At 67.3% G+C, this 15,908-nt stretch carries 10 protein-coding genes and 3 tRNA genes; 5 read left to right on the forward strand and 8 right to left on the reverse strand.

Features of this window, described 5'->3' with window-relative positions; genetic code table 11:
- Positions 1-460 precede the first annotated feature (460 nt).
- Genes ACN28F_RS05215 through ACN28F_RS05225 form a run of 3 tightly spaced genes read left to right on the forward strand, consistent with a single transcriptional unit; the run spans position 461 to position 4,373 of the window.
- Positions 461-1,219 carry an NUDIX hydrolase gene (locus ACN28F_RS05215; RefSeq protein ID WP_421357128.1) on the forward strand — a complete coding sequence of 253 codons (759 nt, stop codon included), beginning with the start codon at positions 461-463 and terminating at the stop codon, positions 1,217-1,219.
- Complete coding sequence (locus ACN28F_RS05220) at positions 1,216-2,367, forward strand: purine phosphorylase (RefSeq protein WP_421357129.1); 1,152 nt, start codon at positions 1,216-1,218, stop codon at positions 2,365-2,367. Before ACN28F_RS05215 ends, ACN28F_RS05220 begins: the two co-directional genes overlap by 4 nt.
- Positions 2,364-4,373 carry a hypothetical protein gene (locus tag ACN28F_RS05225; protein WP_421357130.1) on the forward strand — a complete coding sequence of 670 codons (2,010 nt, stop codon included), beginning with the start codon at positions 2,364-2,366 and terminating at the stop codon, positions 4,371-4,373. Before ACN28F_RS05220 ends, ACN28F_RS05225 begins: the two co-directional genes overlap by 4 nt.
- Before the next feature lie 126 nt (positions 4,374-4,499).
- On the opposite strand, the gene ACN28F_RS05230 is transcribed toward ACN28F_RS05225, so the two are convergent.
- Together ACN28F_RS05230 and ACN28F_RS05235 are read right to left on the reverse strand one after the other, a co-directional pair.
- A protein-coding gene (locus ACN28F_RS05230; RefSeq protein WP_421357131.1) for an IS3 family transposase occupies positions 4,500-5,668 on the reverse strand; the annotation gives its coding sequence in 2 pieces (ribosomal slippage) (positions 4,500-5,413 and positions 5,413-5,668; 1,170 coding nt in all).
- Between the two features lie 201 nt (positions 5,669-5,869).
- Positions 5,870-6,070 (reverse strand): hypothetical protein, encoded by a 201-nt coding sequence (locus ACN28F_RS05235; protein WP_421357132.1) that lies wholly within the window; start codon positions 6,068-6,070, stop codon positions 5,870-5,872.
- A 327-nt stretch (positions 6,071-6,397) separates the two neighbouring features.
- Here ACN28F_RS05235 and ACN28F_RS05240 point away from each other — a divergent pair, with 327 nt between their 5' ends.
- A complete protein-coding gene (locus ACN28F_RS05240; protein WP_421357133.1) occupies positions 6,398-8,698 on the forward strand; it encodes an ATP-binding protein in 2,301 nt (766 codons plus the stop codon).
- Here the strand turns inward: ACN28F_RS05240 and ACN28F_RS05245 are convergent.
- From ACN28F_RS05245 to ACN28F_RS05265, 5 genes are all read right to left on the reverse strand, one after another.
- Positions 8,686-11,538 carry a tetratricopeptide repeat protein gene (locus tag ACN28F_RS05245; RefSeq protein ID WP_421357134.1) on the reverse strand — a complete coding sequence of 951 codons (2,853 nt, stop codon included), beginning with the start codon at positions 11,536-11,538 and terminating at the stop codon, positions 8,686-8,688. The two genes, ACN28F_RS05240 and ACN28F_RS05245, sit on opposite strands and share 13 nt — an antisense overlap.
- 643 nt (positions 11,539-12,181) lie before the next feature.
- Positions 12,182-13,408: an IS256 family transposase gene (locus ACN28F_RS05250; RefSeq protein WP_421361270.1), complete on the reverse strand. Its 1,227-nt coding sequence runs from the start codon at positions 13,406-13,408 to the stop codon at positions 12,182-12,184.
- 424 nt (positions 13,409-13,832) lie between these two features.
- Positions 13,833-13,907: transfer RNA gene (locus ACN28F_RS05255), tRNA-Val, on the reverse strand.
- A 12-nt stretch (positions 13,908-13,919) separates the two neighbouring features.
- Positions 13,920-13,990, reverse strand: a tRNA-Cys gene (locus tag ACN28F_RS05260).
- A 35-nt stretch (positions 13,991-14,025) separates the two neighbouring features.
- Positions 14,026-14,098: transfer RNA gene (locus tag ACN28F_RS05265), tRNA-Gly, on the reverse strand.
- Between the two features lie 265 nt (positions 14,099-14,363).
- Here ACN28F_RS05265 and ACN28F_RS05270 point away from each other — a divergent pair.
- The gene (locus ACN28F_RS05270) at positions 14,364-14,966 is read left to right on the forward strand and encodes a TetR/AcrR family transcriptional regulator (protein WP_289206962.1); all 603 of its coding nucleotides are present in this window, start codon (positions 14,364-14,366) and stop codon (positions 14,964-14,966) included.
- Between the two features lie 22 nt (positions 14,967-14,988).
- On the opposite strand, the gene ACN28F_RS05275 is transcribed toward ACN28F_RS05270, so the two are convergent.
- Positions 14,989-15,834: a PmoA family protein gene (locus ACN28F_RS05275; RefSeq protein WP_289206963.1), complete on the reverse strand. Its 846-nt coding sequence runs from the start codon at positions 15,832-15,834 to the stop codon at positions 14,989-14,991.
- Positions 15,835-15,908 lie beyond the last annotated feature (74 nt).

A 15,908-nucleotide genomic window follows, 5' to 3' on the forward strand; every position in this document is an offset into this window, starting at 1 on the left:
GGCAACGGGCCACGTGACGTGCTCGTACAGCTGGTGGGCGATACTGGGTTTGAACCAGTGACCTCTTCCGTGTCAACATTGCCCGGACACCGGCCGTGACCTGCTCAAACGCGGTTCGGGCAGGTCACGACGAGTCCCCTGAGCGCCGCTGACATCCGTTCGACGCCGCTCACGCCCGGTCGCCGCACCCCATGATCCAACCCGCCAGGCAGGACAGCCCGGAGCACCACACCCGCGACTTCCCGATCACCCCGACAGACATTGCCCAACGCTCCCCCGCCCACCCGGATCACTGCACCCCGGCCAGCGCAAACACCCCCACCTGCGCGGAGCACTCATACCGCTACCACGTGGACGACGCGCCGATTGAGGCGGCGTTGACAGCCGTCGGACTCACCACCTGATGATCAAGCAGCTACTTTGAGTGTCGGAGACGCGACAGCTCGGATGACTTCTTGTCATGTCGACAAAAAGCTATGGTCGAGCGGTGCCCGACAACACTTGGGAACCACCCCGAATCCTGCTCACTGTCGATCTCGTGATCCTCACCCTGCGCGATGGCCGTCTACACCTGCTTCTCGTGCGGCGCGGCGTCGAGCCGTTCGCCGGGCAGGCGGCGCTACCTGGTGGATTCCTCGCCGATGAGCGCGAGGACATCCTCGGCGCCGCCCGCCGGGAGCTACAGGAGGAGGCAGGACTCACCGACATCCCGCACCTGGAGCAGCTCGGTACATACGGCGACCCCGACCGTGACCCTCGTGGACGCGTAGTCTCCATCGCCCACCTCGCCGTCGTGCCGCGCCTTCCCGAGCCCATCGCCGGAACCGACGCCGCAGCCGCCGAGTGGACGCCGGCCGACGATGTACTCGCCGCGCGGGTACCGCTCGCCTTCGACCACCTACGCATCGTCGTCGACGGGGTGGAGCGTGCCCGTTCCAAGTTGGAGCACACGGGACTCGCGACCGCTTTCTGCCCCGAGGTCTTCACCCTCACGGAGCTGCAGCAGGTCTACGAGGCCGTCTGGGGCACGCCGCTCGACCCCCGCAACTTCTACCGCAAGGTCCAGGGCACGAAGGGCTTCGTTGTCCCCGCCGGTCCGCCGCGCGCCACAGGCACCGGCCGCCCGGCCCGCGTCTACCGCGCTGGTCCGTGCCAGAACCTCTACCCACCCATGATCCGCACGGCTTCGGCCGTCACACCCAGAGGAAATGAGAGATGACCAGACCTGTGGTCGTGCTCACCGCACTGGACCTCGAGTACAACGCAGTCCGCGAACGTCTCACGAAAGTCGAACCGCACGTTCATCCGATGGGCACGCGATTTGAACGTGGCACGGTGACCGGAGGCTCCTGTGAGATCATTCTCGGCCTTGTCGGCAAGGGTAACCACCCTTCTGCCGTCATCGCCGAGCGCGCCATGACCGAGTTCGATCCGGAAGCGGTCATCTTCGCCGGCGTGGCCGGGGCGCTCTGGCCCTCTATCGGCCTCGGCGACGTCGTCGTGGCCACCCACGTGTACGCCTATCACGGCGGCACCAGCGAGAGCGATGCGTTCCGCACCCGACCTCGTGTGTGGGAGATCCCCCATGTCTGTGATCAGCTCGCCCGGCACCTTGAGCGGGAGCGGCGCTGGGCGCAGGGCCTCGCCGGAGGAGCGCCCCGTGTGTGGTTCGGCCCGATCGCCGCCGGAGAGGTCGTCCTCGATTCAGCGTCCTCGCCCGAGGCGACGCGCATTCGTGATCATTACAACGACGCGTTGGCGGTGGAGATGGAGTCCGCCGGGGTCGCCCAGGCCGCCCACCTGAACCGCTCTCTGCCGGCCGTTGTCGTCCGCGGTATCAGCGACCGTGCCGACGGGACCAAGGTCCACACCGACGGCGAGAACTGGCAGCCGCGGGCCGCCGCCAACGCCGCGGCCTTCGCCCTCGCGCTCGCTCAGGAGCTCGGGGCGCAGTATGGCTCCTCCCCTCGCCATCCTCGGAAAGAAGCAGGTGATGCGTCGATGTCCGGATCTGTCAGAAACGTCGCCAAGGACAACGCCCACGTCGGATTTCAGGCACATACCGTTCATCACGCGACCGTCTGCGGCGCGCCGGGCGGGCCCGGCAGGGAGACATTCCACGACCAGCTGGCAGACTTGCGCGCCGCGCTCCGTAAGTATCATGAGGCGGGTGACGTGGACACGGTCACGTACCGCGCTGCCGAGCACGAGATCGATGCAGCCTCCGCAGACGTGCCACCGACCGACGACGAGGCACGCAGTCGTGCGACCACCGCCCTGCGGAAGCTGCGCGGCCTGCTGCTGGACTGGACGGACCTCGCCACGCGGGTCGCGGGGCTCATAGCAGCTCTGCGCGCCCTGTCATGAGCGCCGGGCCGCAGGAAGCATCGTTCACCAATGTCGCGAGCGGCGATGCACGGGTAGGGTTCCAGGCCCAATGGGTCCACATCGAAGGCGGATACCACGTCACCGAGGACGACCCGCCTGAGCAGCAGTTCGAGGTCGGCCTCCGCTATCTGGGGATCAGCGCGCCGGCCGAGGCGAGGGAGCTGATCATGAAAGCGGTCGCCCGGGGCTACACGAACTCTCGCGCCTATTTCTACCTGGCGCTCGCACTGCTGAGCGGCCGTACCGTGCAGAGCCTGACGGACCAGGAACTCAAGCAGCTGGCACAGGTGCGCCGTTGGGCGGCACAACGCTCCGAAGATCCCTGGGCCCGAGGCATCGATGTCGTCGGCTCGCTGCTGGACTCGCTGCCGCAGACCACGGCGGAGACTCCCGACCCGGCCGCGATCGGTGCTGTGGTCAAGGAGTTCGAGTCGCTCGACCCGTCTCTACAGGAGAGAATCCTCAACCATCTCGAGGTCTTCCTGGCCGGCCCGCACCAGGACTGGACCTGGCAGAAGACGTTCGCGGCCGCCCGGCGGGACAGGACGGCCAAGGACCGGGCACAGCGCGTCTGGAAGTTCTTCCAGCCCAAGCCGATACCTCCTCGGCCGGTTCCGCCGACCCCGATCCGCACCAGCGCGGCGGACCTCCTGCGCGCCACCGGCGGCTCGGCACTGCTCCTCGTCACGGGCCTATTGGTGATCAACTACGCTTTGGCGCACTCGTGGCCCCGCTCGGCCGGCTACCTGATGGTCGCTCTTGGAGCCGCCGTCGTGGCGGTCCGGGCGAGATTCACGATCAGACTCGCTCAGCATCGACGACGGGTGGCCCGCCGGCGACTCACCTTCACACCACAGCGCGTTCCCGCACAGTCCGATCGGTTCGCCCCAGCGATGGACTCCCTGTTCGACCGCTACTTCGGACGTTACCTGCCGCAGGGCCTGACCCGGGAGACGTGGCTGGCGGAAACGGCGGGCATCCGGCAGTCCCTGCGCAACGAGCTGGTCGAGCTGTACCGGGATCAATCGGTCGACGCCAAGCGGGTCGCCTGGCTAGTGAGATTCCACGCCAGCGACGTCAAGCGGCGGTGGCTCAGCGGTGACCTCACGACAGATCCCGACAACTCGCGAGTGCCATCCCCGACGTGGGCCGCCTTCGTCGCCGCCGTGTTCGCCCTGGTCATTGCCGGGCCACTTCTCCTGTGGCAGGCCCTCGTCGAAGCACCGTTCACGACGGCGATCGCGACGATCGGCGTCGTGGCCGGGGCTCGCCTCGCCATCCAGGGCTGGCATGCGATCCTGCTCGAGCGCCACCGCTACCGTGACGACGTGGTCCGGGTCCGGCACGACTATGAGGACCGGTGCGCGGCGTACGACAGGTGGGTACGCAAGTTGGAATCGAAGCCGACCGATGCGGAGATGGCGCACTGGCTCGACTGCGATCGCAAGGTCCTGGTCCAGGACACGCTGCGGCACTACCGCTTGGCCGCGCAGGACGTGATAGCGCACGCCTTCATCGAGGCACCTGTGCCCGGGTGCAAGCGGGCCCGAGTCAGCAAAGGACCATGGCGCTACTCGCGATACAAACTTCTCCTCTTCCTGCTCACCAAGGACGGCGTCCGCCAGGTCACGGTCACCCTCGACTTCGAGACCACGGGGTTCGGCGATCAGCAGCGCCTGACATACCAGTACAACTCGGTCGTCGCGGCGCACGTCGTCGATGCCCGCAACGGCGAGAAGAAGCTCTCCCTGACCCTGACGAACAATCCCCGGGACGAGCTGACGATCACTGGCGAGTGGCCAGGCATGCCGGAGCTCGGCGACGACGACCGCATCGCCTCCCAGGTCTCCCTTGACGCCTCGGGCCTCGAGCGCACCCTGCATGTGCTGGAAGGCATCGCCGCCGAAGGCAAGGAGTGGATCACCCACGAGAACCGCCGGGAACGCGCCGGCCTACGGCGGCTCGTCGCGGCAATGGAAGACTGACAAACGCGGTGCCGCCCGTTTCTGGGGTCAGGGCCATCCAGCGGATCACGCCCCTGACGATCTCTGCGGCGGCGCAGACTGTGGGCTGTGTCAAGGATCTTGGACAGGTCTTCGTAGGTTTGCTGGTCAGGCGGCTATCAGGGCCTGGTAGCCGGTGAGGGCTTCGGCCGGGGTGCGGTAGTCAAGGCTGGAGTGCAGCCGTTGTCTGTTGTAGAACACCTCGATGTACTCGGCGACGGCGAACCGGGCGCGGGCACGGGTGTCGAAGCGTTCCCGGTGGTACATCTCGTTCTTCATGGTGGCGAAGAACGATTCGGCGGCGGCGTTGTCCCAGCAGACACCGGTACGTCCCACGCTCACCCGCACCTGGTTGTCGGCGCAGTGGCGGGCGAACCTGGCCGAGGTGTACTGCGCGCCCCGGTCGGAATGGAACACCGCATCCGGGCGGACGTGGCCGTGTCGGATGGCCATGGCCAGGGCGTCGACCACCAGGCTCGTGCGCATGTGCTCGGCGGTCTGCCAGCCCACGACCATCCGGGTGGCCAGGTCGATGACGGTGGCCAGGTACAGCCAGCCCTCACCCGTCCTCAGGTAGGTGATGTCGCCGACCAGGCGGGTGCCCGGGGTGTCGGCGGTGAAGTCCCTGTCGATCAGATCCTTCGCGGTGACCGGGTCCCGGCCGGGCACCGTGGTCCGCTTGTACGCCCTGGGTTGACAGGCCCGCAGGCCGAGCTCGCGCATCAGGTCGGCGACGAGCCCGACGCTGCACGCGACACCCTTGCGGTTGAGCGCGGCGGTCACCCGCCGGCAGCCGTAGGTGCCCCGGGAGGCGTCGAAGACCCGCCGCACGTGGTCGGCGAGGGTCCGACGTCGGGCGGCGGTGACCGTCTCGGCGCGTTCCCGCCAGGCGTAGTAGGTGGAGCGGGGCACGCCCAGCAGGCGGCACATCCAGGCGATCGGGTAGGTGGCCTTCTCCGCGTCGATCACCGCGCACCGCAGGGCTACGGGTGCGTCCGGGCGAAGAAGGCCGCGGCTTTTTTCAGGAACTCGTTCTCCATCCGCAGGCGGCGGATCTCGTCTTCCATCTCCTTCACACGGGTGTCCTCGGTCCGGTCGGTGTGCGGCGGTACGGGCGTGGCGTGTTCACGGCGCCAGGTGTTGACCCAGTTGCCCAGGGTGGCTTCGTGGACCTCCAGATCACGGGCCACCGCGGCGATCGGTCTACCGGTCTCGACGACCATCTGCACAGCCTCGGCCTTGAACTGCGGACTGTATCGACGACGTTGCTCGGACATGGATCCATCCTCTCAACTCGGAGGACATGTCCAAGATCCTTGGTACACCTCAACAGCTTCACGAGTGATTCGGACGGTGGGCTCGCAAATTCGATGACACGGGCAGATGCTTTCGCAAGCACCGTGCCGAACCAGGTAGCGGACTGGCTGCGCGTCGCCACGGACGTGACCATTACCGCCCCTTGCAAGGACGCCCTGTCCTCACGCCGACTCCCCTGAGGCGGGGTCGCGGGTCAGAAACTCGAAGACGGTGAAGCCGAATGAGGTGAGGCTGTAGAAGGAAGCGCCGGCTGCGAGAATCGCGTTCGGCGGGTTGGCCCCACCCAGCCACGACAGAATCCCCACGAGGCATCCGGCGACCAGCGCACCCAGCATAATGATCGCCGCCCACATGCTGCGCATCAGAGATGTCCTTCCAAGTCGCAGGAGCGGCTAACGAGGTACGAGTTGACAGAGGAGCCGACGGGCATCCTCAGCGGGGGCGGCCCGCAGTTGGAGGCGTCGTGTTCGTCACGGCGCTGGCCGCCGGGTCCCACGTCGGTCGGGATGATCGGGCAGTTCAGCAGTGCCGTGATCAGTCCATGCGGCCGGGCCCTGGGTTTCCATGCGACGGTAGACATAGACTCAGAGTCTCGACTCCAACACGGTCCGGCGACCCCCGTCCGGGGCCGGACGGGGGTCGACAGACCACTTGACCAGGGCGTTGTGGGTCCTGTTGTCCGGTGCAGATTGTCCGGCCTGGACGGTGATCGGCAGGAGGTGCTCGACATGCGACCATCGGCATCGGAACATTTCCGGTCCGGGGTGCAGAAGGCGGTGACCCAACTCGGCGGCGATCGGACGGCGGAGGCCAGCAGCGGCGTCACCAAGTCCACCTGGTACGACACCAAGACGGGCCGCTCCGTGCCGGGCGAGCAGACCTGGCCGGCAATGCGCGCACTCCTCGAGACAATTCCTTCCCGGCTGACCGGCGTCTCTGATTGGGAGGACCTTTATCAGCGGGTACGCGCGGAGCGTGGACGCCCCGCCTTTCGGTCTGCTCCCCATCACCTGCCGCCGGGAACCCGTCCATTCGTCGCACGAGAGGCCGAGTCAAGACTCATCGGCGAGTTGCTCGACCTAAGTGGTGCCCAATCGACGCCGATCGTAGTGATCGCCGGGCCGCCTGGCGTCGGTAAGACCGCCCTGGCAGTGGATTGGGCGAACCGGATGGCCGACCGGTTTCCGGACGGTATCCTTTACGTCGACCTGCAGGGCTGGGGGCCCGGCCGGGAGCTGACGGCGGCAGAAATCCTTCCCGGCTGGCTGCGGGCAGTCGGCCTCGACCCTGCCGCTCTGCCCGCCGATCAGACAAGCCAGACGGCCGCGCTTCGCAGTTCCGTCGCAGGTCGGCGTATGCTGATGGTGCTGGACAACGCAGGCTCCGAAGAGCAGGTCCGCCCGCTGTTACCCGGTTCACCGCCATGTCGAGTCATCGTGACCAGTCGCCACGCATTGGACGGGCTTCGGGTCCACCACGGCGGCCATGTCGTCACGCTCGCCCCGCTGGCGCCCGGCGATTCGGTCGGGCTGCTTCGTGAGATCGCCGGCTGGATCGTGCCCAACGAGGCGGCCAGGATCGCGCGGCTTTGCGGCCACCTTCCGCTGGCCTTGCGCGTCGTTGCCACATCGATCCCGACCGCGTCGCCTGGCGAGGTCACCGCCCTCATAGTCGAGTTGGAGGGACAGGATCGGCTCGGACGTCTGAGCACCGACGATCCCCGCACCGACCTACGTACGGTCATCTCGTGGTCGTTCCGTCAGTTGCCGGCCGCCGTTCAGGAGACGTTCCGTTCGCTCGGACGGTTCCCAGGACGGGCCTTCGATAACGCGACGGTCGCTGCCCTGACAGGTGCCCGGACCACTCAGAGCGCCGCGAGGCTTCGAGCCCTCGTCCGAGCGCACCTCGTGCACCGGGAACCCGACGGCCGATTCGCCATGCATGACCTGATCAAGGACTACGCGGTCGAGCTTGCCTCCGCCGAACCGGATGTCGAGGCCCGACTCCGGCTGTTCGGCTACTACCTGCACGCTTCCCAGCAGGCCGACCGATGGATAGCGCCGCACCGTTTCCAGCTCACTCTGCCGGTCGGTCCCTCGGTTGCCGCGCCCTTCGCCGACTATGCCGGAGCACTGCGCTGGTTCGAGGCAGAGAGCAGCACTATGGTGGCGCTATGCCTGACCGCCGATGAAGCAACCGATCATTTGCGGTGGCAGCTCGCGTTTCAGTTGAAGAGCTTCTACTTCCTCAGCAAAAGGACCGAGGAGTGGCTACTAAGCCACAGGGCTGCGCTGAGCGCCGTGGTGCGGGCCGGAGATCGTCGGGGCCAGGCGATGACCCGCAACAATCTTGGGCTGGCCTGGCATGAACACGGCGACGACGATCGGGCCTTGGAGCAGTACGAGATCGCGGAGGCGCTGTTCGCGGCGGCCGGCGACCTACACGGAATAAGCAACGCGGTGGCCAGCCAAGCCGTCGTGCACCGACGACGCGGCGACCTGGATCGCGCACTCGCGCTGAACAAACGCGCGCTCGTGTTCTACCGTGGTGCCGCAGAGGAGAGTTTCGGCGCACGGCGGTACGTCGCAATTACGCTGCGCTCGATTGCCCTCGTCGAAACCGAGGCGGGAGACCTTGCCAGCGCCGAGAGTCATCTCCGCGAGGCAGTCGGCCTATGCACTGAGCTCGGCATGGAGATGGACCTCGCCCGCACGTTGAACGCGCTGGGGCACGCGCTGGTCCTAGCTCTCCGATTCCCGGACGCGGAGCGCGCCTACCAGGCCGCTGCCGGGTGTGCTCGGGCGTGCGGGAGTCGCTTCGAGGAGGCCCTAGCCCGGCGCGGGCTCGGCACGGTGGCGGCGGCGGCCGGCGACCGAAACCTGGCCCGCGCGTGCTGGACGGACGCACACGCCATCCTCGTCTCGCTGAACTCTCCAAAGGCGAACGACATCGAGGCCGACCTCGATGCCTTTGACAGTCAAGCCTCCTGATCACCGGCCGACTGCCGGACCCAGTCGCGTAGGATCGTCGCGATCTCCAGATCGTCCGAACTCAGCTCGCCTGTCTCTGCGGCGTCGGCGATGGCTGGCCAGCTCTCCTCCAGCTCCTCCAGCGCCAAACCGACCTGCCCATCCACGTGATTCGCACCAGCCAGCGAATAGGCGAGAAGACACGTCGCCATCAAGCTGCGCGGGTCGTCGGAACCGAAGCGGTCTGTGCAGTCCTGCTGCCAGTAGATGGCCAGCTGCTGCAGGTCGATCTCGGTATCGGTGTGGTCGCCATCCAGCCGTACGACGCCCGGTGCCTCTGCCACCGGTTCGGGGCGACTCCCGAGCACTGCCCGGTTCCCCAACGTCGCCCGGTGTCCCGCCGAGCCATACTCAGCCCTGATCAGGTTGGCCATCGTCACACCGGTTCGAGGATGGCCCGGCCCCTGACCGCGTAACCGGCCTAGCAGGACCTTCCAGAGACCGTCCGCCGTCTCCTCCCCGAGCTCGGACCGGACGATCAACGCGTTCTCGGCGGTGCTCAAGGTGTCTGGGTGCTCAGATCCGAGCAGGTGCGCCCGGCGCTCACGCAGGTCGTCGAGGATCGCCACGGCCTCATCAAGGCAACCGATCGCGCGGCAGCTGAGGGCGAGTCCGTTAAGGACGTCGAGAGCGTACTGGTCGTCCGGGCCTGCAACACGCCTCCACCGCGCCCGAGCACCGAGCCAGAGCCGGTGGGCGGCCTGCTGGCTCCGCCTCCGCTCAGCGGCCGTGCTACCGAGATGCCCGCGAACCAATGCCAGGCTGTTCAGGGCCAGCAAAGTCTCGCGGTGAAGCGGACCGAGATCCGGGTGGTCGCGGCGTGCCTCGTATGCCTCCCGGACGAATCCATACGCCCGGTTGGGCCGGCCCGCAGCCAGGTGCGCCAGCCCGAGGTTGTGCCGGACCGTGACAGCGTCCGGGTGATCGGCCCCGATCTCCCGGGTCAGTGCCGCGACCGCCTTTTCCAGCAGGCCGAGCGCGACCGACCAATTTCCCTGCTCCTGATGGGCTGCGGCGAGCGCGGTGGCCACTGCGTACACGGTCTCCGCGTCGGCTCCGGGAGCCGTGCGGCACGCATCATACAGCGTCTGGAGCAGGCCGAGCGCGTCCCCGCTATGTCCGGCCTCGATCTCGGTGCGGCCGGTCTCATGGAGCAGATATCGCTCGTCCGGACCGATCGCCCAAGCGTCGCCGCCCCGTAGCAGGCCGGTCACAGCGCGGACGTGCGGCAGGTGGTGGGCTATCTTAGCGTGTCGGTACGACGTCCGGGTAGCCTCAACGGCCGATGTAAGGGCGCGAAGCGCCGACTCGCGGTAGCGCGCCCGCACGCCGGCAGGGAATGTCTGGACCCGAATCGCTCGCGCCGTCAAGGCGTGCATGGTACAACCACCCACGCTCCGCACGACCAAGCCCCGATCTGTCGCGACGTCGAGAGCCGCAGGCGCGCTTTCGCCTGCCATTGCGGCGAGCAGGTCGTCGCTGACGAATGTCGGACTCAGGACGCTCAGTGCCGTCAGCGCTGCCCGCGTCGCACCGGGTAAGGCTGCGAAGCTGCGAAGCAATGCCACCGCGAACGGTCTCACACACCCAACGGGCAGCTCACCCACCAGCCCACCAGCGACGGACTCAAGCCGGTCCGGTTCAGCAGACGCCAGCTCAGCGAAAAGCGCCGGATACCCAGCGAAGTCGGGCAGCGTGCTCAGTCCGGACGCCAGCGTAAGCCCGAGCGGGTGCCCGCCAAGCAGGTTCACGATGTCTCGGACGGCCTGCTGCTCGCCGGGGCTCACTCGCCGCCGGCTGATCAGCACCCGGCGACCCATCAATGGACTCAGCCGTTCAAGAGAAATCGTCGCCGACGCGGGCCGGTCGATGCGTCCCCGGGTAGTGATCAGTGTGTAGCCGAAGGCGGTTGGCGCACACAACTCGTCAACGAGTTCCGGACAAACGGTAGCCGGAAGGTCGTCCAACAGCCACAAATACGGCAGGCCGCTGGCGACGAGTGTCGGTGCCACCGCCTCCGGGCCACTCACACCCATGCACTCCGCCACGTCTGCGAGCTGACGCCGGAACGCCATCCGGATCGCAGCGTCACTGTTGGAGTTGGCACCACTACCACCGAGCTCGAACAGGAACACCCCGCCCGGATGCTCCTGTGCGAACCAGCGGGCATACTGCACAGTCAGTGCGGTCTTCCCGAGCCCACCGGGCCCTGTTACGACAACTACCGGTTTGCCCCGATCCGCGTTCCGGGACCGAGCGCGCATGCCATGGCGGATCTCCCACAGCTCGTCCCAACGGCCCTGGAACCGGGTGTTGCCGACGTGTTCCCGGGGGTACCACGGCGGATTAGGCCGTAGGGGTGCATCGCCAAACACTCCTGTGTGTCTCTTCACAACGGCGGTGATCTCGGCGGCGAGGTTCGCGTCCGGTGTTGCCGTACGTGGCAGCCGGAACCGCGTGAGCTCCCGCGGTCGTACCTCTTCCGGGGACATGTCAAGAACAACCGCCATCACCCGCGACGTGTCGCCTAGTCTGGCGGCCGCCGACAATGCCAGGTGCAGCTCCTCTCGGCAGTGTGGACTGTCCTGCAGGCGCGGAGACATCAGCGCAACGAGCGTCCGCGAACGCCTAAGCGCGCTCGTGATCGAGTCACCCAACGGGGCGTAGAGTTCGCCTTCGACCTTGTCCTGGAAGACCGACAGGCCTGCGGCGGTCATCGCGCCGTACATGGCGTCGGCAGCGTCGCCGTCGGCCCATGAGTAGCACAGGAAAACCTCGTAGGAAGGGACCTCCTCGTCCATGGCTTAAGCCTGCCATGCCTTCGCCTGCCTGCGCAGACACCTCGACCGGCGAGGAGTTCGAAATTCGTTGATGCGCCCTCAAAGGCGTGATTCGGCTGAGTCAGATCCAGGCTTGCTCGAGTGCCAGAGCGAGTCGCCTGGTCCAGCCCCACCGTGCGCACGCTCGCCGCCGAGTTCACGCCGAGGACCCGACAATCGCCAGCAGCCCCTTCGCAAGCGGACCGGCCAAGGCGTCCACCGTGCTGCCGGCTGCGGCCGCTGGGCTGGCCTACTCGTCTCGTTTCTTCAGATCACAGTCGCGGAATAGTCGCTGAGGCGGCTGCAGGAACAGCACCCCGGGCAGGATCAACGGTACGAGATTCGACCACCGCGACGCCGGCCACGCACTGCAGGCCAGGAACTCCTGCACGCTCGGTCCGCCACCCGTCGAGCCGCGTCGGCCCTCCTCCTGAACGCCAGGTTCAAGAAACTAACGCTTCCACACTCCGGAAGCGCTCGCGACACCGCTCCCCCAACGCCCAGGGGATGTTCCCCCTCGGGGTCCTCGACCGATGGAAGTTTTGGCGTTGAAGGAAGACGATCAAGCTCGGAGGTCCAAAACGTGCGGCTCTGTCAAGTTTTCGGTGTAACTGAGGTGAAATAGCTACTTGCGTCCGGTACGGAGTCGGCCGTCGAAGGCGATCTCGAAGGCGTTCAGGGCGGCCTTCCAGCGGATGGCCCAGCGTTTGCGTCCGGTGCCTGTGGGGTCCAGGGACATCACCGCCAGGTACACGCACTTGAGCGCGGCCTGTTCGTTCGGGAAGTGGCCACGGGCGCGGACCGCCTTGCGGATGCGGGCGTTGACGCTCTCGATTGCGTTGGTGGAACACACGATCGTGCGGATCTCGGCGTCGAAGGCCAGGAACGGCGCGAACTCCGCCCACGAGTTGGTCCACAGCCTGACGATCGCCGGGTACCGGTCGCCCCACACCTCGGCGAACTCCAGGAACCGCTGCTGCGCGGCCTGCTCGGTCGCTGCGGTGTAGACCGGCCGCAACGCCTTCGCGATCGCGTCCCAGTGCTGACGGGCCGCGTACCGGAACGACGCCCGCAGCAGGTGCACGACACACGTCTGGGTCACCGCCAGGGGCCAGGTCTGCCCGATCGCCTCGGGCAGACCCTTCAACCCGTCACACACCACCATGCACACGTCCTCGACACCACGGTTACGCAGCTCGGTGAGTACCTGGAGCCAGAACTTGGCGCCCTCACCGCCGTCACCGGCCCACAGCCCGAGGATGTCCCGGTGGCCGTCGACGGTCACCGCGAGCGCGACGTAGATCGGCCGGTTCGCGACCTTACCGTCCCTGATCTTGACGTGGATCGCGTCCAGGAAGATCACCGGATAGACGGGATCGAGCGGCCGGTTCTGCCACTCGGCCATCCCGTCGAGGACCTTGTCGGTGATCGTGGAGATCGTCTGGCGGGACACCTCCGCCCCGTACACCTCGGCGAGGTGGGCGCTGATCTCACCGGTGGTCAGGCCCTTCGCCGACAGCGACAGCACCAGGTCCTCCACACCGGACAGGCGGCGTTGGCGCTTACGCACGATCGTCGGCTCGAACGAACCCGCCCGGTCCCGGGGCACGCTGACCTGCACCGGTCCGACATCGGTCAGCACGGTCTTCGTCCGGGTCCCGTTGCGGGAGTTCCCGCTACCGTCGCCCGCCGGGTCGTGCCGGTCGTAGCCGAGATGGTCGGTGATCTCGCCTTCCAGGGCGGACTCCAACACGATCTTCGTCAGCTGCTGCAGCAGCCCGCCCTCACCGGACAGTTGCAGGCCCTGCTCACGGGCCTGGGCGACCAGTTGGTTGACCAGGGCCGGGTCCATACTCGCCGCCGTGGCCGGCTTCCGGGACCGCTTCGTCGTCTCGTTCTCAGGCACTGCGGAAGTATCCGCTGTGTCCGTGATGACCGTCATCAGAGGTGTCTCCTTGCTTGTCAGGAGTTACACCGTTGTTCTTACAGACCCAGCGACGGCCACCGCCTACCCGGGATCCGGGGCGTCTACAGCCACGTAAGCCCCATCGTCGAGCAACGCCTCGCCGACAGACTGCAGGCACGATGGGAGCGCACACCCCGCCCCTGGGGGTGACAACACTTCCCACTAGGAAGTGCTCACCGTGGAGCAGGACAACCGGTGAACGGAAGCTGTCACCCCCAGGGAGCGGCCCCGCTCCCCCGGTAAGAGCCGCGACAGCAGCAGGCCCGTTACCGGATGTCCGGCAACGGGCCTCGTGACGTGCTCGTACAGCTGGTGGGCGATACTGGGTTTGAACCAGTGACCTCTTCCGTGTCAAGGAAGCGCGCTCCCACTGCGCCAATCGCCCTCGTTGTTGACGAGGTGGAGACGGGATTTGAACCCGTGTACACGGCTTTGCAGGCCGTTGCCTCGCCTCTCGGCCACTCCACCGAGGTTGCCCCCGACGTGTCGTGGTGGCATCTCCGAGCGGACGACGGGACTCGAACCCGCGACCCTCACCTTGGCAAGGTGATGCGCTACCAACTGCGCTACGTCCGCATATGCTCGGCTTTCCCGCCCCGCCGGGGCGCTCCTGCCGACGAATGAGAACTCTAGCCGAGCCGTCGCGCCGTTGCCAACTCGGGGTCACCTCGGCGCGCCCGACGCCGATGCGCTGGACAAACCTCCCATCGCGGCACGGACGGGCTCCCGCCGGAACCCGTCATGCGAGGCGGGTTCGGGTTAGCCGATCTCCGCCCCGACGTGAGTCAGGAAATTGACTGGTAACTCATCGTATCGATGATAGTGCGTTACCGTGTTCGCCGTGACAAGACGTTCGGCCGAGATACGCCTTGACTCGCTGCTGCGGACCGCCTGCGAGGTGATCGTGCAACGCGGGCTGGCGAACACCCGTACCGCTGATGTCGCCGAAGCGGCGGGAGTCAGTCAGGCGCTGGTGTTCTACCATTTCTCGACCAAGGACAGGCTGCTCGCCGAGGCGTTCGCGTACGCCGCCGAACAGGACCTGGCCAGGCTCGACGCCGTCGTGCGGTCGACAGCCGGGCCACTGGAAAAGATCAAGAAGATCATTCGGTTGTACGCGCCGACCGGCCGCACCAAGTCGTGGGCACTCTGGATCGACGGCTGGTCGGAATCGATGCGTACCCCCGCGTTGAACCGGGTGTGCCGCAATCTCGACCTGCGGTGGAAGGAGGCGCTGACCGGGGTGATCGCCACCGGATGCGCCGACGGCACCTTCACCTGCCCGGATCCCAAGGGCGCGGCGTGGCGGATCAACGCGCTGATCGACGGACTCGCGGTGCAGGCGACGATGCACGACCGGGTCGTCTCCCGGCGACAGCTCACCGAGTGGATCCGGTTGGCGGTCGCCCGGGAGATCGGATGCACACCGAACGAACTGGCCTGACCATCGCGTCTATCGAAGCGGTTCAATCAGCGTCGGCGAGCAGCGTGACGACGTCCGGGCGCCGCAGGGTCCCGTCGACCACGTACACCCGGTGCCGTCGGGCGAGCTGTCCGCCGGCCGGCACCGGCACCGGGGTGTCGAACGCCAACGCCGCGCAGACCCCTGGGTAGCCGCCGGCACGCACGAACCAGTGGTCGCCGTCGCCGAGGCCGGTGAAGATCACGGTGTACGGCGACCCATCGGCGCCCTGACCGGTCAGCGCGACCCACGGCGCGGTGCTGCCGTTGACCGTCTCCTCTCCGTCGGCGTCGACGGTGAACACGGTGGGTGTGCCGGGGGCCAGCCGCCAGAAGAAGCCGCCGTACCCGGCTCCGCCGGGGCGTCCGTTGGTCGCCGGGCTGCCGAGGATGATCTCCCGGTCGGCGGGGGCGGTCAAGGAGTACCCGATCTCGAAGCGCCAGGCGGTGGTGTCCCCGGCGACCTCGCCGACGGTCACCGCACGCTCCTCGGTCAGCAGGGTGGCGCCCGCCGGATCGCACCACCGTAGCCGCTGCCGGAACCCGTCCGGGGCGCGGTCGAGCCAGCTGTCGTGGACGATCCGACCGTGGTCGTCGCGCCAGGTGTAGCCGGTGTCGCGGACGTAGGTCCGCCCGCCCCAGAGGTTGGTCCCGGAGACGTCCTGCATGGTGACGGAGACGCCGAGGTGCCAGCGGTGGTCCTCCGGCAGGGTGTCGGTCACCGGCACCCCGGCGAGCGTACGCACGGGGTGCAGGTACGGCCGGGGCGAGTACCGGGGGTCGACGTCGGGGTGGACCACGTACTCGGCGACGGGGCGTCCCGCCACGCGCAGGACCAGGTTGTCGGTCATCCTGCTCCTTCCGTACGCCTTTCCCCCATTAGGAAAGCGCTTGCCGATTGTGCCAGGTCGAGCGCCGTGACGGT

Source organism: Solwaraspora sp. WMMA2101 (assembly GCF_049179175.1).
In the GTDB taxonomy this organism is placed as follows: domain Bacteria; phylum Actinomycetota; class Actinomycetes; order Mycobacteriales; family Micromonosporaceae; genus Micromonospora_E.

Excerpts from the sequence above, each read along its gene's own strand:
- ACN28F_RS05215 (WP_421357128.1), top strand. The coding sequence starts at position 461 with ATGTCGACAAAAAGCTATGGTCGAGCGGTGCCCGACAACACTTGGGAA.
- ACN28F_RS05220 (WP_421357129.1), top strand. The coding sequence starts at position 1,216 with ATGACCAGACCTGTGGTCGTGCTCACCGCACTGGACCTCGAGTACAAC.
- ACN28F_RS05225 (WP_421357130.1), top strand. The coding sequence starts at position 2,364 with ATGAGCGCCGGGCCGCAGGAAGCATCGTTCACCAATGTCGCGAGCGGC.
- ACN28F_RS05235 (WP_421357132.1), bottom strand. The coding sequence starts at position 6,070 with ATGCGCAGCATGTGGGCGGCGATCATTATGCTGGGTGCGCTGGTCGCC.
- ACN28F_RS05245 (WP_421357134.1), bottom strand. The coding sequence starts at position 11,538 with ATGGACGAGGAGGTCCCTTCCTACGAGGTTTTCCTGTGCTACTCATGG.
- ACN28F_RS05250 (WP_421361270.1), bottom strand. The coding sequence starts at position 13,408 with ATGGACCCGGCCCTGGTCAACCAACTGGTCGCCCAGGCCCGTGAGCAG.
- ACN28F_RS05275 (WP_289206963.1), bottom strand. The coding sequence starts at position 15,834 with ATGACCGACAACCTGGTCCTGCGCGTGGCGGGACGCCCCGTCGCCGAG.